The 21,186-nt window shown below is 64.5% G+C and carries 21 protein-coding genes and 2 pseudogenes; 13 read left to right on the top strand and 10 right to left on the bottom strand.

Annotated elements, in window-relative coordinates:
- Position 1 precedes the first annotated feature (1 nt).
- The 3 genes from ACP26O_RS09790 to ACP26O_RS09780 form a co-directional block, all read right to left on the bottom strand.
- Positions 2-532 (bottom strand): septation protein A, encoded by a 531-nt coding sequence (locus tag ACP26O_RS09790; RefSeq protein ID WP_006753406.1) that lies wholly within the window; start codon positions 530-532, stop codon positions 2-4.
- A 124-nt stretch (positions 533-656) separates the two neighbouring features.
- Entirely contained in the window at positions 657-1,088 is a 432-nt protein-coding gene (gene msrB / locus ACP26O_RS09785; protein WP_175664851.1) for a peptide-methionine (R)-S-oxide reductase MsrB, read from the bottom strand.
- A gap of 38 nt (positions 1,089-1,126) precedes the next feature.
- Complete coding sequence (locus tag ACP26O_RS09780) at positions 1,127-2,695, bottom strand: protein adenylyltransferase SelO (protein WP_175664850.1); 1,569 nt, start codon at positions 2,693-2,695, stop codon at positions 1,127-1,129.
- 163 nt (positions 2,696-2,858) lie between these two features.
- Here ACP26O_RS09780 and ACP26O_RS09775 point away from each other — a divergent pair, with 163 nt between their 5' ends.
- From ACP26O_RS09775 to ACP26O_RS09755, 5 genes are all read left to right on the top strand, one after another.
- Positions 2,859-4,502 carry a 3-(methylthio)propionyl-CoA ligase gene (locus ACP26O_RS09775; protein WP_175664849.1) on the top strand — a complete coding sequence of 548 codons (1,644 nt, stop codon included), beginning with the start codon at positions 2,859-2,861 and terminating at the stop codon, positions 4,500-4,502.
- Between the two features lie 194 nt (positions 4,503-4,696).
- Positions 4,697-6,781 carry a 3-hydroxyacyl-CoA dehydrogenase NAD-binding domain-containing protein gene (locus tag ACP26O_RS09770; protein WP_175664848.1) on the top strand — a complete coding sequence of 695 codons (2,085 nt, stop codon included), beginning with the start codon at positions 4,697-4,699 and terminating at the stop codon, positions 6,779-6,781.
- 45 nt (positions 6,782-6,826) lie between these two features.
- A complete protein-coding gene (pncA, locus tag ACP26O_RS09765) occupies positions 6,827-7,459 on the top strand; it encodes a bifunctional nicotinamidase/pyrazinamidase (RefSeq protein WP_006753411.1) in 633 nt (210 codons plus the stop codon).
- A 49-nt stretch (positions 7,460-7,508) separates the two neighbouring features.
- A complete protein-coding gene (locus ACP26O_RS09760) occupies positions 7,509-8,687 on the top strand; it encodes an acetyl-CoA C-acyltransferase (RefSeq protein WP_126228033.1) in 1,179 nt (392 codons plus the stop codon).
- 297 nt (positions 8,688-8,984) lie between these two features.
- The gene (locus ACP26O_RS09755) at positions 8,985-10,385 is read left to right on the top strand and encodes a sensor domain-containing diguanylate cyclase (RefSeq protein WP_105834142.1); all 1,401 of its coding nucleotides are present in this window, start codon (positions 8,985-8,987) and stop codon (positions 10,383-10,385) included.
- Between the two features lie 145 nt (positions 10,386-10,530).
- Here ACP26O_RS09755 and ACP26O_RS09750 read toward each other — a convergent pair whose 3' ends face one another.
- A complete protein-coding gene (locus ACP26O_RS09750) occupies positions 10,531-12,672 on the bottom strand; it encodes a hypothetical protein (protein ID WP_175664847.1) in 2,142 nt (713 codons plus the stop codon).
- A gap of 766 nt (positions 12,673-13,438) precedes the next feature.
- Here ACP26O_RS09750 and ACP26O_RS09745 point away from each other — a divergent pair.
- On the top strand, positions 13,439-13,969 hold the full coding sequence (locus ACP26O_RS09745; protein WP_175664846.1) for an isochorismatase family protein: 531 nt from the start codon (positions 13,439-13,441) through the stop codon (positions 13,967-13,969).
- 105 nt (positions 13,970-14,074) lie between these two features.
- Here the strand turns inward: ACP26O_RS09745 and ACP26O_RS09740 are convergent, their stop codons facing one another.
- Positions 14,075-14,785: an immunity 52 family protein gene (locus ACP26O_RS09740; protein ID WP_175664845.1), complete on the bottom strand. Its 711-nt coding sequence runs from the start codon at positions 14,783-14,785 to the stop codon at positions 14,075-14,077.
- On the opposite strand from ACP26O_RS09740, the gene ACP26O_RS09735 reads away from it, so the two are divergent.
- From ACP26O_RS09735 to ACP26O_RS09720, 4 genes and pseudogenes are all read left to right on the top strand, one after another.
- Complete coding sequence (locus ACP26O_RS09735) at positions 14,778-15,857, top strand: hypothetical protein (RefSeq protein WP_175664844.1); 1,080 nt, start codon at positions 14,778-14,780, stop codon at positions 15,855-15,857. The two genes, ACP26O_RS09740 and ACP26O_RS09735, sit on opposite strands and share 8 nt — an antisense overlap.
- A complete protein-coding gene (locus ACP26O_RS09730; protein WP_233410126.1) occupies positions 15,845-16,198 on the top strand; it encodes a hypothetical protein in 354 nt (117 codons plus the stop codon). The genes ACP26O_RS09735 and ACP26O_RS09730 overlap by 13 nt, the downstream gene beginning before the upstream one ends.
- Positions 16,199-16,209: 11 nt before the next feature.
- A complete protein-coding gene (locus ACP26O_RS09725; RefSeq protein WP_233410125.1) occupies positions 16,210-16,758 on the top strand; it encodes a hypothetical protein in 549 nt (182 codons plus the stop codon).
- A gap of 8 nt (positions 16,759-16,766) precedes the next feature.
- Positions 16,767-17,045 (top strand): annotated as a pseudogene (locus ACP26O_RS09720) (DNA adenine methylase); the annotation flags it as partial.
- Between the two features lie 38 nt (positions 17,046-17,083).
- Here the strand turns inward: ACP26O_RS09720 and ACP26O_RS09715 are convergent.
- Genes ACP26O_RS09715 through ACP26O_RS09695 form a run of 5 tightly spaced genes read right to left on the bottom strand, consistent with a single transcriptional unit; the run spans position 17,084 to position 19,678 of the window.
- On the bottom strand, positions 17,084-17,794 hold the full coding sequence (locus tag ACP26O_RS09715) for an immunity 52 family protein (RefSeq protein ID WP_175664842.1): 711 nt from the start codon (positions 17,792-17,794) through the stop codon (positions 17,084-17,086).
- A 12-nt stretch (positions 17,795-17,806) separates the two neighbouring features.
- Positions 17,807-18,340 carry a restriction endonuclease fold toxin 5 domain-containing protein gene (locus tag ACP26O_RS09710; RefSeq protein ID WP_244096843.1) on the bottom strand — a complete coding sequence of 178 codons (534 nt, stop codon included), beginning with the start codon at positions 18,338-18,340 and terminating at the stop codon, positions 17,807-17,809.
- A complete protein-coding gene (locus ACP26O_RS09705) occupies positions 18,297-18,770 on the bottom strand; it encodes a hypothetical protein (RefSeq protein WP_175660620.1) in 474 nt (157 codons plus the stop codon). Before ACP26O_RS09705 ends, ACP26O_RS09710 begins: the two co-directional genes overlap by 44 nt.
- A complete protein-coding gene (locus tag ACP26O_RS09700) occupies positions 18,763-19,266 on the bottom strand; it encodes a DUF4123 domain-containing protein (RefSeq protein ID WP_175660621.1) in 504 nt (167 codons plus the stop codon). The genes ACP26O_RS09705 and ACP26O_RS09700 overlap by 8 nt, the downstream gene beginning before the upstream one ends.
- A 4-nt stretch (positions 19,267-19,270) precedes the next feature.
- Entirely contained in the window at positions 19,271-19,678 is a 408-nt protein-coding gene (locus ACP26O_RS09695) for a PAAR domain-containing protein (protein ID WP_175660622.1), read from the bottom strand.
- Between the two features lie 347 nt (positions 19,679-20,025).
- Here ACP26O_RS09695 and ACP26O_RS09690 point away from each other — a divergent pair, with 347 nt between their 5' ends.
- From ACP26O_RS09690 to ACP26O_RS09680, 3 genes and pseudogenes are all read left to right on the top strand, one after another.
- On the top strand, positions 20,026-20,340 hold the full coding sequence (locus ACP26O_RS09690; RefSeq protein WP_006753419.1) for a Dabb family protein: 315 nt from the start codon (positions 20,026-20,028) through the stop codon (positions 20,338-20,340).
- Complete coding sequence (locus ACP26O_RS09685; RefSeq protein ID WP_006753420.1) at positions 20,337-20,816, top strand: PaaI family thioesterase; 480 nt, start codon at positions 20,337-20,339, stop codon at positions 20,814-20,816. The genes ACP26O_RS09690 and ACP26O_RS09685 overlap by 4 nt, the downstream gene beginning before the upstream one ends.
- A 75-nt stretch (positions 20,817-20,891) precedes the next feature.
- Positions 20,892-21,164 (top strand): annotated as a pseudogene (locus ACP26O_RS09680) (NADP-dependent oxidoreductase); the annotation flags it as partial.
- Positions 21,165-21,186 lie beyond the last annotated feature (22 nt).

Here is a 21,186-nt window from a genome sequence, read left to right as displayed (position 1 = left end):
GTCATTCGTCCTTCAGGTACTTCGTGAGCCACAGGCTCTGCAGGATGATGAACACGACCATCGCGCCCGTCGTCCCGAACAGCTTGAAGTTCACCCACTGCGATTCGGTGTAGTTGTGCACCACGTACAGGTTCGCGACGCCGAGCACCGCGAAGAACAGCGCCCACGCGACGTTCAGCTTGTCCCACACGGGATGCGGCAGCGTGAGCTGCTTGCCCATCATCTTCTCGATCAGGTTGTTGCCGAACGCATAGCGTGCGGCGAGCAGCCCGATCGCAAACAACCAGTACAGCACTGTCGGTTTCCATTGAATGAATTTTTCGTCATGCAGGACGAGGGTGGCGCCGCCGAAGACGACGATCACGCCGAGACTGACCCACAGCATCGTGTCGACCTTCCGGTGCCGGAAGGCGACCCACGCGACCTGGGCCAGGGTCGCGACGATCGCGACGGCGGTGGCGGTGAAGATGCCCCAGACCTTGAAGGCGGCGAAAAACAGGATGATCGGAAACAGATCGAACAGGAATTTCATGGCGCTCGCAGCTGCGTGAAAGACCGCAGCGCGCGGCCTTTCACCGTTGTGGGGACCCGCCAGGCGACACCGTCCGGGATCGGCGCAGCCGGCAAGGCTGTCCGACCGATCCGTCCGGCGCCGCTCATTCGTTTTCGGGTCGGGACTCGAAGTTTAACGCAGCCGAATTGATGCAGTACCGCAAACCGGTCTTGTCGCGCGGGCCGTCCTCGAACACGTGGCCGAGATGCGCGCCGCAATGGTTGCAGCGAACCTCGACGCGCACCATCCCGTGCGTGCGGTCGATCTTCTCGTCGATCACCTCGCCGTTCAGCGGCTTGAAATAGCTGGGCCAGCCGCAGCCCGAATGGAATTTCGCGCCGGATTCGAACAGCGGCGTGCTGCAGACGACGCATTTGTAGATGCCGGCGTCTTCAGTGTCGGTGTATTCGCCGGTGAACGCGCGCTCGGTCGCCGCATGCTGCGTGACCTCGTACTGCATCGGCGTGAGCCGGCGGCGCAGCTCGCCGTCGTCCTTCTGGTACGGGTAGGTTTTATCGTCGGTATCGTGTGACATGTGGGAGTTCTCCTGATCGGTCGGTCGGGTCGTGCGGGTCACGACGAACAGCTCACTTCGAGCGACCCGGCCCAGTCGGGCGGCAATGCCGCATAAGTTTCATGTTCTGGTTGTTCGTCGAACGGCCGGCGCAGCACCTGCGCGAGTCGTTCGACTTCGGAAAAGTCCTTTTCCTTCGCGCGCCGGATCGCGACTTCGGCCAGATGATTGCGCAGCACGTATTTCGGGTTCACGCGGTTCATCGCGGCCGCACGGGCCGCGTCGTCGCGCGTCTCCTCGGACAGCCGCGCGCGGTAGAGGTTCGCCCACGCATCGAACGCGTCGCGATCGATGAACAGGTCGCGCACCGGCGCGTCGCGGCTCGCGTCGCGCTTCGACAGCTGCGCGAGCCGGCGGAACGTCAGCGTGAAGTCCGCATGGCTCGCGTGCATCGTTTCGAGCAGCTTGTTCGCAAGTTCGGCGTCGTTCTCGCGTTCGAGCTCGAGGCCGAGCTTCGCACGCATCGCGCGTTCGAGCGCGGGGCCGAAGCGTTCCGGAAACTTCGCGAGCACGGCCTGCGCGTCGTCGACCGCGCGCTCGGCGCGCGCATCGTCGTCGGCGATGCCGTGCTGCAGCCCGATCAGCGGCAGCAGCGCCTGCGCGAGGCAGTAGCAGTTCCAGTGCGCGATGCGCGGCTGCATCCGGTATGCGTAGCGGCCGCTCGTGTCGGAGTGGTTGCAGATGTGATTCGCGTCGAACGCGTCGACGAAGCCGAACGGGCCGTAGTCGATCGTCAGGCCGAGGATCGACATGTTGTCGGTGTTCATCACGCCGTGGCAGAAGCCGACGGCCTGCCATTGCGCGACGAGGTCGGCCGTGCGCAGCGTCGCGGCTTCGAGCAGCGCGAGGTACGGATCGTCGGCGTCGCGGCACGCCGGATAGAAGCGGTCGATCACGTGATCGGCGAGCTGGCGCAACAGGTCCGGGCGATCGTTCGAGAAGAAGTGCTCGAAGTGGCCGAAGCGCACGAAGCTCTCCGACACGCGCGTGACGACGGCCGACGTCTCGATCTCCTCGCGCACCACCGGCTGGTCGGAGCCGATCACCGTGAGCGCGCGCGTGGTCGGGATGCCGAGGTGATGCATCGCTTCGGAACACAGGAATTCGCGAATCGACGAACGCAGCACCGCGCGGCCGTCGCCCATTCGCGAATACGGCGTGCGGCCGCCGCCCTTGATCTGCAGCTCGTAGCGCCGGCCGTCGGTGCCGGGGAGTTCGCCGATCGTCAGCGCGCGGCCGTCGCCGAGCTGGCCGGCCCACACGCCGAACTGGTGACCGGAATACACCGACGCGTACGGCAGTGCGTGCGCCGGCCAGTCGCGCGTCGGGTTGCCGGCGAACAGCTCGGCGAAGCCGGGCTGGGTGGCGAACGATGCCGGCAGGCCGAGGAGTTGCGCGACTTCGTCGGAACAGCCGACGACGTACGGCGCGGGCAGCGGCGCGGCCGGCAGCCGCGTATGAAACGCGTCGCCGAGCGTGACGAACGCGCCAAGGGCCGGCGCGCCGAGCGTGGCGGCGAGGTCGGGGAGAGTGTCAGCCGCATCGGCTGCGCTTCGGGAAAACGACATGTTGAGCGCCTCTGGGTAAGCCGATATTGTAAGGCGGCGCCGCGCCGCCCGCATGGCGGCCCGCGTGCGTTGCGCGACGCCCGTCCGGCCGTGGACGGGCCGCAAGCCGGCGCACCGCTTCAAGGCTGGTCACCGATTCGCGTCCTTCCGGGAGAACAAGACGATGGGTAAGCCGTTGCTGGGCCAGATGATGGACATGCCGTTGCTGGTGTCGTCGCTGATCGCGCATGCCGCGCGTTATGCGGGCGACACGGAGATCGTGTCGAAGCGCGTGGAAGGCGACCTGCATCGCTACACGTACCGCGACTGCGAGCAACGCGCGAAGCGCCTCGCGCAGGCGCTCGCCCGGCTCGGCGTCGAATCGGGCGATCGCGTCGGCACGCTGGCCTGGAACGGCTACCGGCACCTGGAGGCGTATTACGGGATCGGCGGAATGGGCGCCGTGTGCCATACGATCAATCCGCGCCTCTTTCCGGAGCAGATCGCCTACATCGTCAATCACGCGGAAGACCGCTACGTTTTCTTCGACATCAATTTCGCGCCGCTCGTCGATGCGCTCGCGCCGCAGTGTCCGCACGTGAAGGGCTGGATCGCGATGACCGACGCCGCGCACGTGCCGTCCGGCGCGCTGCCGTACCTGTGCTACGAAACGCTCGTCGACGCCGAAGACGGCCGCTACGACTGGCCGCGCCTCGACGAGCTGCAGGCGTCGGGCCTGTGCTACACGTCGGGCACGACGGGCAATCCGAAGGGCGTGCTGTATTCGCATCGCTCGACGGTGCTGCACGCATACGGCGCCGCACTGCCCGACGCGATGAACCTGTCGGCGCTGGACGCCGTGCTGCCCGTCGTGCCGATGTTCCATGTGAACGCGTGGGGGCTGCCGTACGCGGTGCCGCTCACGGGCGGCAAGCTCGTACTGCCCGGCAAGGACCTCGACGGCAAGTCGCTGTACGAACTGATGGAGGCCGAACGCGTGACGTTTTCCGCGGGCGTGCCGACCGTGTGGCTCGGGCTGCTGAACTACATGCGCGAGGCCGGCGTGCGCTTCTCGACGCTGAACCGCACGGTGATCGGCGGCTCCGCGTGCCCGCCCGCGATGCTGCGCACGTTCGAGGACGAATACGGCGTGCGTGTGATCCATGCGTGGGGGATGACCGAGCTGTCGCCGCTCGGCACGCTCGCGAAGCTGAACTGGGCGCAGTCGCAGCGGCCGCTCGACACGCAGCGCCGGCTGCTGGAGAAGCAGGGGCGCGTGATCTGCGGCGTCGACATGCGCATCGTCGGCGACGACGGCCGCGAACTGCCGTGGGATGGCGTCGCGTTCGGCGAACTGCAGGTGCGTGGGCCCTGGGTGATCGATCACTACTTCAGGAGCGACACGTCGCCGCTGTCGGACGGCTGGTTCCCCACCGGCGACGTCGCGACGATCGACCCGGACGGCTTCCTGCAGATCACCGACCGCAGCAAGGACGTGATCAAGTCCGGCGGCGAGTGGATCAGCTCGATCGACATCGAGAACGTCGCGATCGCGCACCCAGGCGTGGCCGAAGCCGCCTGCATCGCCTGTGCGCACCCGAAATGGACCGAGCGTCCGCTGCTCGTCGTGGTGCCGCGCGAGGGGGCGAACCTCACCCGCGACGCGCTGCTCGCGTTCTACGAGGGCAAGGTCGCGAAGTGGTGGGTGCCCGACGACGTCGTGTTCGTTGAATCGCTGCCGCACACCGCGACCGGTAAGCTGCAGAAGCTGAAGCTGCGCGAGACGTTCCGCGACTACGTGCTGCCGACGGCGGTCGGCGAGCCGTAAGCCAGGGCCGGCCACGGTCCGCCACGTAGTCCGTCACGCGGTCGCTCGATCCGGCCCCCGGATCGAAGAAAATTCAAATTGAACGACCGTGCTTTTTCGTTGTATGCTGCCTCCGTTCGATCCGGACATGCGGCCGTTCGACCGCGCACAATGAAGCGCAGCCACCCCGGCGCGCGATGCATGGAGGCAGGCAGATGGCAGTGGATTACTCGACTCGCGACGGCGTGGCCGTCATTACGCTCAACAATCCGCCCGTCAACGGGCTCGGCCTGTCGACGCGCCAGGGCGTCATGGACGCGCTCGATCGCGCGCTGCAGGACGCGTCGGTCACGGCGATCGTGCTGACGGGCGCCGGCCGCGCGTTCTCGGGCGGCGCCGACATCACCGAATTCAATACCCCGAAGGCCCTGCAGGAGCCCACGCTGCACACCGTGATTCGCGCGGTGGAGGCGAGCGCGAAGCCGGTCGTCGCGGCGCTGCACAGCGTCGTGATGGGCGGCGGGCTGGAGCTCGCGCTCGGCGCGCACTATCGCGTCGCGGCGCCCGGTGCGCAGATCGCGCTACCCGAAGTGAAGCTCGGCCTGCTGCCGGGCGCGGGCGGCACGCAGCGGCTGCCGCGTGCGGTGGGCCTCGAAACCGCGCTGAACATGATCGTGTCGGGCGCCCCGGTGCCGTCGGAGCAACTCGCGAACAGCGGGCTGTTCGACGCGATGGCCGACGGCGACCTGCTCGACGCGGCCGTCGCGTTCGCGCGCAAGGTCGGCGCGCAGAAGGGGCCGCACCCACGCGTGCGCGATCGCAAGATCGTCCACGAGAACGCCGCGGGTTTCATCCAGTTCGCGCGCAATTCGGCGCGGGCAGCCGCGCCGAATTTCCCCGCGCCGCACAAGTGCATCGACGCGATCGAAGCCGGCGTGCTGAACGGCTTCGACAAGGGCAGCGCGGCCGAGCGCGAGGGCTTCGTCGCGCTGATGATGACGCCGGAAAGTCGCGCGCTGCGGCACGCATTCTTCGGCGAGCGCGCGGCGAGCAAGATTCCCGACGTGCCGGCCGATACGCCGGTGCGCGAGATCCGCCGCGTCGGCGTAATTGGCGCGGGCACGATGGGCGGCGGGATCGCGATGAATTTCATCAACGCGGGCCTGCCCGTCACGCTGCTCGAGACGAAGCAGGACGCGCTCGAGCGCGGGTTGGCCACGATCCGCAAGAACTACGACGGGCAGGTGAAGAAGGGCAAGCTCACGCAGCAGAAGCTTGACGCGCGCATGGCGCTGATCACGCCGACGCTGTCCTACGACGACCTGAAGGACGCGGACTTGATCGTCGAGGCCGTGTTCGAGGAGCTCGGCGTGAAGGAGCAGGTGTTCGGCCAGCTCGACGCCGTGGCGAAGCCGGGCGCGATTCTCGCGTCGAACACGTCGACGCTCGACGTCGACAAGATCGCCGCGTTCACGAAGCGTCCGCAGGACGTGGTCGGCATGCACTTCTTCAGCCCCGCGAACGTGATGAAGCTGCTCGAGGTCGTGCGCGGCGCGCAGACCGCGAAGGACGTGCTCGCGACCGTGATGGCGGTCGCCAAGAAGATCCGCAAGACGGCGGTCGTGTCGGGCGTGTGCGACGGCTTCATCGGCAACCGGATGATCGAGCAGTACATCCGCCAGGCGCTCTTCATGCTCGAGGAAGGCGCGCTGCCCGCGCAGGTCGATCGTGCGATCGAGAGGTTCGGTTTCGCGATGGGCCCGTTCCGGATGAGCGACCTCGCCGGCAACGACATCGGGTGGGCGATCCGCAAGCGCCGCTACGTCGAGAAGCCCGATCTGCAGTATTCGAAGATCGCCGACCGCCTGTGCGAACTGGGCCGCTTCGGCCAGAAGACGGGCGGCGGCTGGTACGACTACGTGCCGGGCGATCGCAAGGCGAAGCCGTCGGCACTTGTCGACGAGATGGTCGTCGCGTATTCGAAGGAGCGCGGCGTCGAGCGGCGCAAGATCGGCGATGACGAGATCGTCGAGCGGCTCGTGTTCGCGCTCGTCAACGAAGGCGCGAAGATTCTCGAGGAGAAGATCGCGTCGAAGGCGTCCGACATCGACATGGTCTACCTGACCGGCTACGGCTTCCCGCTCTGGCGCGGCGGCCCGATGCTGTACGCGGACATGGTAGGCCTCTACAACGTCGAGCGGGCGATCCGCCGCTACGCGGCCGCGCCGAACGGCGACGCGTGGCAGCTCGCGCCGTCGATCGTCGAGCGGGCGGCGGCCGGACGCGGATTCAACGACTGACGGGCCCCGCGTGACGGCACGGCGAAGCCCGCAAGGAGAAACGCAATGAAACGCACCGACGACGTATTGCTCGTGATCGACGTGCAGTACGACTTCATGCCGGGCGGCGCACTCGCGGTGCCGGACGGCGACGCGGTCGTGCCGGTGATCAACGCGCTCGCGCGACGCTTCGACCAGGTCGTGCTGACGCAGGACTGGCACCCGCGCGAACACGTGTCGTTCGCGGCGAACCACCCGGGGCACGAACCGTTCTCGACGCTCGCGCTGCCGTACGGCGAGCAGGTGCTGTGGCCCGTGCACTGCGTGCAGGACACCGAAGGCGCGGCGCTGCATCGCGATCTCGACATTCCGCACGCCAGGCTCGTGATCCGCAAGGGCGGCGACGCCCAGCTCGACAGCTATTCCGCGTTCGTCGAAGCCGACCGCACGACGCGCACGGGGCTCGCCGGCTATCTGCGCGAGCTCGGCGCGAAGCGCGTGTGGTGTTGCGGGCTCGCGACCGACTATTGCGTTGCGTGGTCCGCGCTCGATGCGCGCGCGGCGGGCTTCGAGGCCGCGGTGATCAACGATGCGTGCCGTGCGATCGACCTGAACGGGTCGCTCGCGCACGCATGGCAACAGATGCAGGCGGCGGGCGTCGCACATGTGACGTCCGCGGGCGCACGCCCGACGGCGTAGCGCATTCCCATCCGATTCAGGACATGAAGCAGGACCGAAGGAGACTCGCATGACCGAAGCCGTAATCGTATCGACCGCACGCACGCCGCTCGCGAAATCGTGGCGCGGCGCATTCAACATGACGCACGGCGCGACGCTCGGCGGCCACGTGGTCGCCGCCGCACTCGAACGCGCGAAGCTCGACCCCGCGCGCATCGAGGACGTGATCATGGGTTGCGCGAACCCCGAAGGCGCGACCGGCGCCAACATCGCGCGGCAGATCGCGCTGCGCGCTGGGCTGCCGGTCAGCGTGCCGGGGATGACGGTGAACCGTTTCTGCTCGTCCGGCCTGCAGACGATCGCGCTCGCCGCGCAGCGGATCATCGCGGGCGAGGGCGACGTGTACATCGCAGGCGGCGTCGAATCGATCTCGTGTGTGCAGAACGAGATGAACCGGCACATGCTTCAGGAAGGCTGGCTCGTCGAGCACAAGCCGGAGATCTACTGGAACATGCTGCAGACGGCGGAGAACGTCGCGAAGCGTTACGGGATTTCGAAGGAGCGGCAGGACGCGTACGGCGTGCAGTCGCAACTGCGGGCCGCGGCCGCGCAGGAAGCCGGGCGCTTCAACGACGAGATCGTGCCGATCACCGTACGCGCGGGCATTGCCGACAAAGCGACGGGCCGGCTGTTCACGCAGGACGTGACGGTGTCGGCCGACGAAGGCATCCGGCCCGACACGACGCTCGAAGGCGTGTCGAAGATCCGTTCGGCCGTGCCGGGCGGCGTGATCACCGCGGGCAACGCGAGCCAGTTCTCGGACGGCGCGTCGGCATGCGTGGTGATGAACGCGGATGTCGCGCAGCGCGAAGGGCTGCGTCCGCTCGGCGTGTTCCGCGGTTTCGCGGTGGCCGGTTGCGAGCCGGACGAGATGGGCATCGGCCCGGTGTTCGCGGTGCCGAAGCTGCTGAAGCAGGCGGGCCTGAAGGTCGACGACATCGGCCTGTGGGAACTGAACGAAGCGTTCGCGGTGCAAGTGTTGTACTGTCGCGACACGCTCGGGATTCCTGAGGACCGCCTGAACGTGAACGGTGGCGCGATCGCGGTCGGCCATCCGTACGGTGTGTCGGGTGCGCGCCTGACCGGCCATGCGCTGATCGAAGGCAAGCGGCGCGGCGTGAAATACGTGGTCGTCACGATGTGCATCGGCGGCGGGCAGGGGGCGGCCGGGCTGTTCGAAATCGTTTGATTGCGACTGACCGACTCGCGGCTTCTCGAGTGGAAGCCGCGAGCGCCGGCCTTCGCAGGCCATTCGAAAGGAACCGGAAGCAAAACGCATTCATTCGATGCTGCCGTTTCCCCTTACTTGTCAAACGAATTGACGCATCTATACTTGCTCTGACATTTGCCTTTCGGCGGGATGGGCCAGCGCGTGCGTTGCACCGACGCTCGCGACGCGTTTCCGGTAGCCGGCGAAGACGATGCAGCACGCGTTTCCGGCACCGTGGACGTTCGAACCACGCAGCAGACCGAAACGGGGTTCAAATTGAGCACGACCTATGCATCCGGGGAACCGCCGCGTGTCGTCAGCGCGGCCGCGAGGCTCTACGCTAAATGCCTGCTGGTCGGATTCGCGCTCTTGCCGGCCTATCTGATTGCCTATTTGTGGTTTTTCGGCGACCCCCACGTCGTGTTCGAGAGCCACGCATTCCATGAAATCGCGATCGCGGCCGCCACGCTCGAAGGCGCCTTCGTCACCTACGTGACGTGGGTGTGCTACCGGTCGTCCGGCGAGCCGCTGCTGCGCTGGCTGACACTCGGCTTTCTCGGCTTCGCGATGATCTACGCGCTGCACGGGGCGTTCACCGGGATGGCGCACCACAATATCTGGCTGTTCCTGCTGTACGGGCCCGCGTCGCGGCTCGTGATGTCGATCCTGCTGCTGACGGGCATGCTGTCGTATTCGAATCCGCCCGACCGGCCGGAGAAGCGCACGCGCGCGCTTACCTGGCTGCCGTGGATCGCGTTCTTCCTGATCATCAATGTCGCGGTCGCCTATATCGCGTATTCGCCGGTCGCCGGCGCGCTGGGCACGCGGCTGTCGATGGAAGGCGGCGCGCTGGTGTTTTCGCTGCTGAACGTCGGCGTGCTGCTCGCCAGGCGGATCCGTTCGCCGCTGATGGTGATCTACGGGATGTCGATCATGGCGTTCGCGCTATCGTCGGTCGCGTTCATCCTCGGCAAGCCGTGGAATCACATGTGGTGGCTCGCGCATGCGATCTTCGCGGGCGGGTTCTTCCTGCTCAGCTATGGTGTCGTGCAGGCGCTGCAGACGACGCGCTCGTTCTCGGCGATCTACCGCCAGGAAGACCTGATGAGCCGGCTGTCGGAATCGATGGCGCGCACCGATAGCGCGCTGCAGGAGTTGCGGCGCACGAACCAGAAGCTCGAGTACATGGCCGCGACCGATCCGATGACGGGTGCGTCGAACCGCCGCCAGTTCATCGGGCAGGTCGAGCGCGAGATCGTGCGTGCGGAACGCGACGGCACGCCGTTTTGCCTGCTGGCGCTCGATCTCGACAACTTCAAGAACATCAACGACGCGTACGGACACCAGATCGGCGACGAGGTGCTGCGCGGCGTCGTGCGCCAGTGTCTCGAGGCGATTCGTCCCGCGGGTGCGCTTGCGCGGGTCGGCGGCGAGGAGTTCATGGCGCTGTTGCCCGAGATGCCGCTCGAAGGCGCGCGCATGACGGCCGAGCGCGTGCGTTCGTCGATCGCGAGTTCGCCGTTCGGGCTGGATTTCAAGCGCGTGCAGGTGACGGTCAGCGTCGGCGTCGCGCAGTACGGGGTCGACGGGAGTACGGTCGATGCGTTGCTGCGCGCGGTCGACGAACGGCTGTACCAGGCGAAGCGCGACGGGCGCAATCGCGTGGTCGCGCACTGACGAGCGACCGCCGCGCATCCGGCGACATGGTGCGCGTTGATGCGCGGCAGTGGCGTGATGCCACATACCGCCGTTTTGCGCGCAACCCGAACGAAGCCCCGCCCGCGGATATGCGCGCGGGGCTTTCGTTTAACCGGCAGCCCGACTATCGCGACGCAATCGCCGCCGTGTTCGCCGGCTGCGCGTCCTGAATCCGCTGCGCTGCCTGCCACCAGTACTTGCCCGTGCGCAGTTGCGGATCGCGGATCGCGAGATACGTCGTGCTCCACAGCTGCGCCGCGTTGGCCTCGGTCGCGTCCGCGCTTCGCGTGCCGAATGCGTCTGGCCGGTACTGGCCGTTGACGTACGACCAGGTCCACATCTCCGACGTGCGCATGTCGCGTCCGTTCGAGATCACCTGCCAGATCGTCTGCCGTGCCTGCGTCAGCAGCGTGCGCGTCGTGTCCGACAGGTCCTGACGCGCGAGCTGGCGATCGAGCCCGGCGACCCACATCGCCTGCTGCCACGACCAGATCACCGTGCCGTGATACGCGGAACTCGTGAACTTCGGCCACAGCGCCTGGCTCGCATACGCGGGGTTCGCGATCAGCATCCCGACATCGGTGACGAGCCCGGTCGGGAAAGGCCGCGTGACGTCGGCGACGATGCGCCGCAGTTCGTCGTCCGGCGGCGTGCCGAACAGCAGCGCGAAGCCGCCGTCGGAATTCATGACCGGGATCGGGGCGCCTTGCTGGTCGAGCGACAGCGCGTAGAACGACAGCGGCGCGCTCGGCGCGGTGCCGGCCGGCACGCCGGCGGACGGCGCATAGGTCGACACGTCGGTCGCCGCCTGCGCGGCCGGCACGCTCACCTGGAACAGCGGCGGCGCCTGCTGCTCCCAGGTGGCCGCTTCGGTCGCCGTGTTCGCGAGCGCCGCGCGTTGGCCGGCGTCCAGGTACGGATCGAGCAGGCCGCGCGCGAGGAACGCGTTCGCCGCGCGCAGCGCGGCCGGCACGAGCACCGCATTCACGTCGTACGGGTAGACGCCGCCGCCGAGCCCGTCGGTGCTGTCGCGCCAGTTACCGACGATCTCGCCGGGCCGCAGGCGAATCAGGTTCGCGACCGACGGCTGCTGCGCGAATGGCTGCGCGGTCGCCGCGACGTGCAGCAGGTTGACGACCAGCCGGCTGCCATTGGTCTGGCCGTCGCTGCCGCGTTGCGCGAGATAGGCGGCCGCGCGCGCCTGGCCGCGCGTGTCGTCGATCAGCCAGGCCGCCGCGATCGGCGCGAGCAGGTAGTCGCTGTCGATCATCTTGTAGTCGTAGGCCGGCGTCGCATCGTTCGGCCGGCCTTTCTTCGCATTGTCGACCAGTGCGAATTCGCCGATGCCTTCCTCGTGCGCGACCTTGCCGTCGTTCGACAGGCGGCTCAGCACCGACGTCAGGCCGGCCTCGATCGCCGCCGGCGCCAGCACCGGCATCAGCATGCGCACCGAGATCAGCGTGTCGCGGCCGAAGTAGGTGTCGTACTGCCACGAGCCGGCCAGCAGCTTGTCGTGGAAGCTCAGGAATTCGAGCACGTTCTGGCTGACCGGGTCGGGGTTCACGGACGGCGCGAGCAGGTCGGCGCGCGTGATCGGCGACAGTGGCGTCTCGCCCGACAGCGCGTCGACGTGCAGTTTCAGCGTGCGCGTGCCGGGCGCCGCGCGTAGCACGAGCTTGCCGCCTGCGGCTGGCGCGATGCTGCCGCCGTCGCGCAGCGTGATGCGCAGCGCGTAGCCGGGGGCGCCGTCGATCCTGTCGCGCTGCCATTGCGCGGCGCTGCCCTGGATCGTCGGGGCGGTGACGATCTCCGGCGGAATCGTCGCGCCGCCGTTGAAGTCGCGCAGGAAGCGCACATTGCTGAGCAGGCCCTGGCGGACCGTCAGCGTATCGGTGTCGACCGACATGTCGGCACCGATGCCGTGCAGCGGACGACCGTGCGTGTCGGGTGCCGATAGCGCGGAGGGCGGCGTGTCGAGGCTCCAGTTCACCGGCTGCGCCGTATCGTCGAACCACAGCCCGGTGCCGCTGTTGCCGGCCGGAAACACCACGAGCAGGCGCGGTTTCGTCGACGAACGCACCAGCAGATGCGCGGCGACCTGGTCCTGCCGGTAGAACGCATTGATCTGTCCACCGGCGTCCATGCGGAACGACAGGGCGGCCTGGTTCGACGGCGGATTGGCCGGCTTGACGTCGTCGTCGTTGCAGGCCGCGAGCAGGCCGGCGCAGACGAATCCCATACACAGCGACTTCGCGAAACGATGCATGTGATGTCCCTCCTGATGAATGGCGATTTTTTTATGAGAATGATCGAATCTGCGGGCGCTCGGCCTGCTTCGTCCGGTGCGACGACATTCGGATGAATGCGTGATTTAATCCGGACGTGATGCGGGCGAATTGGACGGAATAACCGGCAGGCGGTTGAATGCCCGAATTGAAAAGCAAAAGGAGGCTTTCGCCCCGGTGAGGCATGAATGACTTCTTCCACAGGCGGTCCCCGCATGGCGCCGGAAGCGCCGCGCGTGCTGCAGGGGGATGAAACGTAAGCTGTCGTAGGGGATTCTAAAGTTCGAATAAAGATGGAGTCAATAATGATTTTGAATACGCTCGGCTGATCGCTTCAAAGCTGGATGCAATTATTGCCAGATAGGTCGGTAAAATGTTCGAATCGGGATGAATTTGAGATAATCGAATTTGAAATTCGGCGAAAATCGATCGGCAATGGATGTCGGTATAGGCCATTTTCTGGTGCTTGCCGGATGGTTGAACCGACGACAGCGGATTCGGCGAATTCGAGGCGGCGGGTGCCTAGCAATCGATGTTCCCGGCATGGAGCCGAGTGCGGTCGCGCGATGCCGCTTCCGAGTTCCGGCGCGGACCGCAGCGTTCGAGATCATCATCCGTCGGCGCCGACAAATTTGATAGGCTTGGAGGCGTCCTCCGCTTTCGATTTCGGTCCTTCGCGGAGCCGGGTGTTGCATCGATGATCGGCAGTGGACGAGGTTGCCCTTACATCATTTTGGAGAATGCACGGTGCTGCACGTACCCGACGATTCAGTGCTCGTATTGGTCGATTTCCAGACACGACTGATGCCGGCGATCCACGACGGCGCGTCTGTCGTGGCGCAGGCCGTTCGGCTCGGCCGTATTGCCCGGATTTTCGAGGTGCCGGTCATCGGGACCGAGCAAAGCCCACTCAGGCTCGGCGAGAGCATGTCGGAGATCAAAGGGTCGTGCTCGGACACCGTGACCAAGGACCATTTCGACGCGTGCGCGGATGGTCTGGCCGATGCGCTTCCGGCCGAACGCAACAGCGTCATCGTTGCCGGTTGCGAGGCACACGTCTGCGTGTTGCAAACGGCCTTCGGCTTGTTGCGTAGCGGCCGTAAAGTCACGGTGGTCAGCGACGCCGTCGGATCCCGCAAAACGGTCGATCGAGAAGCGGCGATCGGCAGGCTCGGGGCGAACGGCGTGGAGATTGCGACCGTCGAGATGATCGCATTCGAATGGCTCGGATCCAGTCGGTATCCGCGCTTTCGCGACGTGCTGCAATTGATCAAGTGAAGCGCAACGAAACTGAGCATCTGTAGCGAGGAGGACGCGGCGCAGTTTGTTGGGCTGTTCTAATCGACGATGCCGGCGCGCGGATTATCGCGCCGGCATCGTCGATTACAGATCCTTGAAGGCAGGAAGGAGGTCTTGCTCGACGAGCCGGATCTCTATTCGGTTTGCCGTCTCGATGTGCTCGGGGTTCTTCATCGAGAATGGTGCGTCGGTCGTGCTGACGATGATGGTGCCTGTTTGCGACTTGCCGGCCTCCGGGACAGGAACGAGCTCACGTGCTTCCGGAAGCTGCTGCTGCGTGATTACCGTGGGTAGGTAGAGCATCCAGCCGACGCCGGGTTTGTTGTCGAATACTTGCCGTGTCGCGTAGCTTCTCGGCCCGACCGCGGCGTAGACGGGCTTGAAAGTGGCAATTGCGGTGCGAACGATTTTCAGCACGGAATCGAGGTTGCCGAGAATTGTCTTGTCGGCCAGAGACACCTCGAACGTGTTGAGGCGTCCAGGTTCGTTCAGATGGCACGAAATGGTCGTCCCTTGATTGATGTCCTCGTTGCCGTCCCACAGGCTCACATATGTCGTTTCCGGATTTTCTCCAAACTTGTGTTTGAGTACGGCCAAAATGGCCGTGGACGGTGAGCCGTCCTCGAACGCCGGATATAGCCGTGCTTCCTCCAGGCTCTGTCCGCGTGCGTACCAGCGATTGATGCTAGGTTCGACCTCGGCAAGTGCGGTCGTAATGATCTGAATGCGTGACAGGACTTGCTCGAAGTTGGTGGGTTCGAGTTCGTGGTCCCTGAATCTCAGTCTGATGTCCATGATTGTCGCGGTTTACGGTTGCCAGTGGGGGCGAATTAGCCGTTCAGATCGCGGTGTTCCGCGACACGCCACCTGGGGGGCCGAACAGGGGTTCGTACGAGGCCAGCATTTTGCAGGACTACGGGCCCACTCGCGCTATGGCGAAGGTAAACGGGGCGTCGGTTGCGCCGGGGCGTTATCAACATTTGGTCCAAGTTTTGGGAATGCCATCTTGAAAGACTCAGCGTTAAAACTCACGAAGCCGCGTGTTCAGTTGTTTCGGGAAGGTTCCCCGTGCACGCTGGTCACGCATGTCGGAACCATGCTCGCGATGACCATGCTTTGGTCAGGTCTTGCAAGCGCAGCACCGCAGTCCACTCTGCGCTTTGCATTGCCTGGCGGAGCAGCAGTGATCTATAGCAATGCGGCGAACCCTCAAGATCCATTGCCCCGTCGGGCCTGGAAGAAAGCGGTGTTCTCCTTGCCGAATGGAACGACGTTTGGCCTGCTGCCACGAGCAGGTGAGTCGAACGCCGGCGGGGGAACGGAGATGGAGCCGCCTAACAAATGGAATATCTCTCCTTCAGGTCAATATGTAATCGTTATGCGAAACGAGCAGGGAACAGTGTTCATGGGGCAAGGGCAACCGGAAACGGTGCTGAACCGGGAGTACTGTTCCATGATTGAGATAAAAACAGGCTGTATTACGGCCGAGCAAACCGGAGAGATTTGTGGAGCGGGTTGGCAACCGAGTCAAGGTGCCCGGTGGGGAACAGATTCCCAAACTTCGATGATGCTCACGCGCGATCGTCCATCGGCAATCAACAAGTTGGCCTCCATCAATGCAGGACAGCCGCCGCATTTACTGATGCGCAATGCTTCGGGGGCCGACAATCTCTTGCGGTGTGACCCACCTTCCTCTGCCAATCGCGAGTCTTATCAGAAAATTGCAGCGGCTCTCAAGTCGGACGGGGCCCGCGTCGATGCGCAACTGATTGATATGGCGCTTTCGAGAGGTTCTGCCACCACTGTAGGTACGCCAGTAGGGCAAGAGCACTGGGTGGGCCGATCGGCTCGGCGGTGCTCGGTGTGATTGGTGGTGCGGTCGGCACGTTTGCCGGCGACAAGCTGTTCAGCGCTGTCTCGCGCAGGGTGCTGGATCGCAAGCCGGACGAATCGCCTGCGAACGTCGCAGCCGTCGCGAAAGCGAAGGCGCTCGTGCCGGATGCGGCCGGCGTCGGCGCTCGATCGGAGCCGCGTATCGAACAGCAGAACACCTTCGCGCCGGTCTTTCACGTGAAGATCGAAGCGAGCGATGCCGACATGGCTAACAAGTTCCTCGCGCAGGTCAGTCCGATGCTGACACGCATGATGGACGAGCATCAACGCAAAGCGAACAGCCGCACGGCGATGTTCGATGCGCCGCATATGTAAAGGAGGAAACCATGGATGTGATTCGGCAAATCACGGGAGCGGCGACGCAGGCCGGTATCGCAACCGAGCGCGTGCGGCAGATGGTTCGGATATTCGACCGAAACCGCGCGGCGAGCATGTCGACGGTCGACGTGCTGCAGCGTCTCGCGACCGGCAATCTGAGCAGCGGGGCCGAGCTGCTGACGGGGGCGAGCGGTGCGATCGCACTGGCGGGTGACCTGTTTCCGCAGGTCGGCACGGTGCTGCGCAGCTTCAACGCGGCACAGGCGTCGGTCGGCTCGATCCTGACGGCGATCGACGGTTCGAATTTCCCCCTTGTGCGGGCTGCCGCCGACAGCGTCAAGTCGGCGCTTGGCGGGGCGTGGAATCAATTCAACGCGGCGGTCGGTATCAAGGATTCGGCGGTACTCGACGTGATCAAGTCGACGGGCGTCGGCTCGATGTTGTCGGGGCTGGTCGACGGTGCGACATCGAGCACGCCGCACATGATGTCGATGACGAGCGAAGCGGGCGACGCGTTCCACTTCAACCTGTCAACCGCCGCGTACGACACGCGCTGATGCTGCTGTTGTTCTACTTGGACCCGCCGTATTACGAGACGGAAGGGTACGGCGTGGCGTTTCCGTTCTCGGAGTACGAGAAGATGGCGCAGCGTCTGCGGTCGATCAAGGGGCGCGCGATCGTGAGCCTCAACGACCATCCCGACATTCGGCGCGTGTTCGACGGGTTTCACATCGAGACCGTTCCGATCCAGTACACCGTAGGCGGGGGAGGGAGGGCTGCCGAACGAAACGAGCTGATCATCTTCAGTTGGGATGACGCGGCGCAGCCGGTGGGGCTGTTCTAAGCGCGATGCCGGTGCGGACTATCGCGCCGGCATCGCGCTTACAGATCCTTGAAGGCGGGGAGGAGATCTTGCTCGACGAGTCGGATCTCGATTCGATTTGCTGTCTCAACGTGCTCGGGATTCTGCATTGAGAACGGCGCATCTGTTGTGCTGACAACGATGGTGCCGGTCTGTAGTCTTCCTGCTCCAGGAACCGGAATGAGGTCGCGGGCTTCTGGTACCTGCTGTTGGGTGATGACTCGCGGCAAATAGATCATCCACCCCACGCCCGGCTTGTCGTCGAATACCTGCTTGGTAACGTAGCTCCTCGGAGCGACCGACACGTAAGCGGGGTTGAATGCGGTGACCGTGGCTTTCACAATTTCCTGAACTGATGCAGCGTTCTCGAGCACCGAGTCGTCAGAAATTTTGGCATCGAACGAGTTCGGGCTGACGTTTTTCCCGACATGGCATGCGAGGGAAGCGCCTTCCCCCTTGTTCTGGTTACCATTCCAAAGCGCAACGTAAGAGCGCGAGGGATCGGAAGAAAACTTGTGCTTTAGGACGGCGAGGAGGGCCGTCGATGGTTGGCCGTCTTCGAATGCCGGATACAGGAGTGCATCGTCTACAGTCTCGCCTTGCGCAAACCATGTTGCTAGATTGGGTTCAATTGCGCCCATAACGGAGGTGACGACATGTATGCGCGACAGAATCTGTTCGAAGTCTGTCGCAACAAGTGTGGCATCCCTGAACTGAAGGCTGAAGTCCATCTTGATCTCGGGTTACGGTTGTACGACGGAAAGGACCGAGTTCCGCATAAGCTCTTTGAGCAAGTACTCTCTCGGCTCAGGTTCCTCAAAGTACCACGTCAATCGTGTCGGCGGAAACGGATTGACCGCGTCGGCCTGCCGCGAAATATCTGAAATGGTACTGGGCCAGCCTTCGAACCAATCGACGGGTTCGAGTTCGCCGTATTTATCACGCTGCAGGAATTTGGCATAGCGTGACTTGGCTTCTTGGAGCATGCATTCTGCTGGCAGAAAGCCGTCGAAATAGATGCCCTCGAATAACCATTCTTCGTTCCACTTCCCTTCATTGCTGTACGGCCTACCCGTGATGCGAGCCTGATACTCGCGCGAGTGGTTGGACATATGGTGCACTTTGTTTTTCGCGATACCGGTTTCTTCCGGCGGGCACTTTTTACACTTCTCACCGGTACGCGGCACGGCCTTGGCATCAGTCTTTGCCTTGCTCTCATCCTTCGTCGTGTCGCTAGACAGGCTCGCCGTTCCCGCCAGTCCGACCGCGCCCAACAAGGCGGCGCCAGCTCGCGCCAAGACTGGCCCAAGTTCCGCCAATACCCCCTCCAGTAGTGGAAGTGCTGCTGCCATTCTCAAGTCCCCCGTTGTATTCCGGATGTTCGATGCGCCACTTGATGACGCGGAAATAGTCGTGAAAGCGTTCGTCCGGTGAACGACCGGGGCGAGTTAGCCATGCACGTGTTGCGGGCTTTTCGTAGAAGCTCGGCGCGTATGCCTCGATCCGCAGAAACGCGGCGACATTTTCATCGGACTGGATGCCAAGCTGTCGAGCAGCGACGTACGCATTCCAGAGGCGCGTGGGTAGCGTGCCGTCGTCGGCCAGCTTCGGATCCGCCTTGACGAGATCCTGCCGTGTGCGTTCGACGTATCCGCGTGCGTCGATCTCGGCAAGGCCGGCGACCTGTTCGCTCGTCCACTCAAGCATGCGGGTGCACTCCCTTCAGTTTTCCATTCAGTTCGACGAGCCAGTTGAATGTCGGGACGAAGAACTGCATGCGCTGCGTCAATTCCATCAGCGATGCCATGTCGGCCATGATGCGGGCGTCGTAGAAGCGAAGGAGGGCTGTACGGCCATCCGGTAAGCGCACGTCGAGTCGACGGCGCAGCTCGTCGGCCAATGACTCGATTGGATATGCGCTGATCAGCCACGACATGCCTGTGGGACCACCGGCCATCGCGGCGAGCGAACGTCGTACGTTGCCGCCCGCACGCTCGTAGTCGAGCAGCCACGGGCCCGCATCGGCGAGTGATGCGTCCGGTGTGCCGTCGAACAGCGCCACGGCGGCTTGCGATCGCTGAGGCGGGGACCCGCCAGCCGCATCGGCGAACAGGAGACCGTCGACCAGCGCGTACAAGTGCACCTGCATGGTCAACTGCTGTTGCCGCGTGTAGTAGAACGCTTCGATCGAATTGCCGGTCATGGTTCTACCCGCGCGCGATCATCGTTGCAGCATTTTCGGCTGCGGATTTCAGGCATTCGAGGCAGAGCGTAGGCGAAGGGGCCAGCGCTGCTGCAGCGTTGGCGACTGCAGCACCCGTCGTCGCTTCACCGGCTCCGACATCGTCGAGTGTCGCGGACGATTGCGAGGCGATCAGCGTCGCCCCACAAGCGGTCTTCATGCCTTCGATGGCGGTTTCTCGTCCGCCGAAGTTGTGCGGGTATCGCCGGCCAGTGGCGGGCAGGATCGGAAAGACGCCTTTGCACTGAGGGCAAAGGACTTTGTGCCCGACGCCGGCAATCGGTTTCCCGTCAATGGTCGCGGTCGCGGTGCCCTCCAGCACGCGACCGCCGTGCGTCGTCGTGTCGCCGACGCAGATCATGGCTCGGGCCATATATATTCTCTCGTAGGTATGGTTTTCGTATGAATTTACCATTTCCTGGGGAACAATCGCTTCCGAGCCTGATGGGCGCACGTCGAGATACAGTCCATTGCCCACAGTAAGTTTGGTACGCTTGTTGCCTGCTTTCGCTTGTCGGATCTCGACGTCGGTGAGTGGCACGGTAAAAAGACGGGTATCGTCGTTGGACGTTGGAAATCGCCCCCGCTTTGCTACCCGCTTTTTACTCCGCTCGCCACGATTCCCGACGACCGTAAGCAAACGATGAAAAGGGCACTTGATGCCCGACTGGCAAAGGTTCCAGGCGAATCGCCGAACCACCACGAACTGGAGCAAACGAAGTGATCAGACATATCGTCATGTGGAAGTTGAAGGAATCGGCGGAAGGCGGCACGCGTGCGCAGAACGCGCTGAAGCTGAAGGAAAAGCTCGAAGGCTGCCGCGATCTCGTGCCGGGCATCCTGCAGCTCGACGTCGGCGTGGCGACGCCCGGCCTCGACGCGACGTCGGACGTCGTGCTCGTGTCCGATTTCACGGACCAGGCCGCGCTCGATGCGTACCAGGTGCACCCGGTTCACCAGGAAGTGAAGAAATTCGTCGTTGCGGTGGCCGAATCGCGCCAGTGCGTCGACTATTTCTCCGAAAGCGCACGATGAGCGACGCGGCATCCCCGACGGACGGCCCGTCGATCGAAAGCCCGTTCGTCGATCTGCTCGGCGTGCGGCTCGTATCCGCGAAGGATGGCGCGAGCGAGATCGTGCTGCCGCTCGACGAGCGGCACATGAACACGTGGAGCATCGCGCACGGCGGCGTGACGATGACGCTGTCGGACATCGCGCTCGCGATGGCCGCGCGCAGCCTGACCGACGACGGCGTCGGCGTCGTCACGGTCGAGATGAAGGTGAACTTCATGCAGCCGGGGCGCGGCGAGCTGCGCGCGTACGGACGCGTGATGCATCGTTCGACGACGATGGCGTACTGCGAAGGCGAAGTGCGCGACAGCGACGGCAACTTCGTCGCGAAGGCGCTCGGCACGTTCAAGTACATGCGGCGGCTCGCGGTGGGCCGCGACATCAAGCGGCAACGCACGCGCACGGCGCCGGATGCGCAGCCCGGCCCGAGCGACGCGTAAGCGCCGCAACGAGCGGCCCTGCCTGATCGAAGGCAGGGCCGTTTTGTTTTGCGGCACGGATCCGCATCCGGATGGGTATGCGGAATGATCGCCGGCTACGACGGCGTGCCTGCGCCGCTCGCGAATCCGGGCCTGATCCTGCGCTCGCGGCTGACGATGCAGGGTTTCATCGTGTTCGAGCATCCGGACGCGTGGCCGCCCGCGTTGGCCGAGCTGAGCGAACTCGTCGCGACGAAGCAGCTGCATTACCGCGAGTCGATCGCACACGGGCTCGAGCGGGCGCCGGACGCGTTCCTCGGGCTCCTGAAGGGCCGTAATTTCGGCAAGCAGCTGGTGCAGCTCGTCTGACCCGCGCGTGGCATCATGTGAC

Origin of the sequence: Burkholderia sp. R-40, from assembly GCF_049942845.1 — a bacterium.
In the GTDB taxonomy this organism is placed as follows: domain Bacteria; phylum Pseudomonadota; class Gammaproteobacteria; order Burkholderiales; family Burkholderiaceae; genus Burkholderia; species Burkholderia ambifaria.
The sequence above is the reverse complement of the archived record's forward strand: the minus strand, read 5'-3'. Positions and strand labels throughout refer to the sequence as shown.

What these genes read in the sequence shown, in the direction of transcription:
- ACP26O_RS09790 (WP_006753406.1), bottom strand. Translation starts at nt 532, where the DNA reads ATGAAATTCCTGTTCGATCTGTTTCCGATCATCCTGTTTTTCGCCGCC.
- msrB (WP_175664851.1), bottom strand. Translation starts at nt 1,088, where the DNA reads ATGTCACACGATACCGACGATAAAACCTACCCGTACCAGAAGGACGAC.
- ACP26O_RS09780 (WP_175664850.1), bottom strand. Translation starts at nt 2,695, where the DNA reads ATGTCGTTTTCCCGAAGCGCAGCCGATGCGGCTGACACTCTCCCCGAC.
- ACP26O_RS09775 (WP_175664849.1), top strand. Translation starts at nt 2,859, where the DNA reads ATGGGTAAGCCGTTGCTGGGCCAGATGATGGACATGCCGTTGCTGGTG.
- ACP26O_RS09770 (WP_175664848.1), top strand. Translation starts at nt 4,697, where the DNA reads ATGGCAGTGGATTACTCGACTCGCGACGGCGTGGCCGTCATTACGCTC.
- pncA (WP_006753411.1), top strand. Translation starts at nt 6,827, where the DNA reads ATGAAACGCACCGACGACGTATTGCTCGTGATCGACGTGCAGTACGAC.
- ACP26O_RS09760 (WP_126228033.1), top strand. Translation starts at nt 7,509, where the DNA reads ATGACCGAAGCCGTAATCGTATCGACCGCACGCACGCCGCTCGCGAAA.
- ACP26O_RS09750 (WP_175664847.1), bottom strand. Translation starts at nt 12,672, where the DNA reads ATGCATCGTTTCGCGAAGTCGCTGTGTATGGGATTCGTCTGCGCCGGC.
- ACP26O_RS09735 (WP_175664844.1), top strand. Translation starts at nt 14,778, where the DNA reads ATGTCCATGATTGTCGCGGTTTACGGTTGCCAGTGGGGGCGAATTAGC.
- ACP26O_RS09740 (WP_175664845.1), bottom strand. Translation starts at nt 14,785, where the DNA reads ATGGACATCAGACTGAGATTCAGGGACCACGAACTCGAACCCACCAAC.
- ACP26O_RS09725 (WP_233410125.1), top strand. Translation starts at nt 16,210, where the DNA reads ATGGATGTGATTCGGCAAATCACGGGAGCGGCGACGCAGGCCGGTATC.
- ACP26O_RS09715 (WP_175664842.1), bottom strand. Translation starts at nt 17,794, where the DNA reads ATGGACTTCAGCCTTCAGTTCAGGGATGCCACACTTGTTGCGACAGAC.
- ACP26O_RS09705 (WP_175660620.1), bottom strand. Translation starts at nt 18,770, where the DNA reads ATGCTTGAGTGGACGAGCGAACAGGTCGCCGGCCTTGCCGAGATCGAC.
- ACP26O_RS09700 (WP_175660621.1), bottom strand. Translation starts at nt 19,266, where the DNA reads ATGACCGGCAATTCGATCGAAGCGTTCTACTACACGCGGCAACAGCAG.
- ACP26O_RS09695 (WP_175660622.1), bottom strand. Translation starts at nt 19,678, where the DNA reads ATGGCCCGAGCCATGATCTGCGTCGGCGACACGACGACGCACGGCGGT.
- ACP26O_RS09685 (WP_006753420.1), top strand. Translation starts at nt 20,337, where the DNA reads ATGAGCGACGCGGCATCCCCGACGGACGGCCCGTCGATCGAAAGCCCG.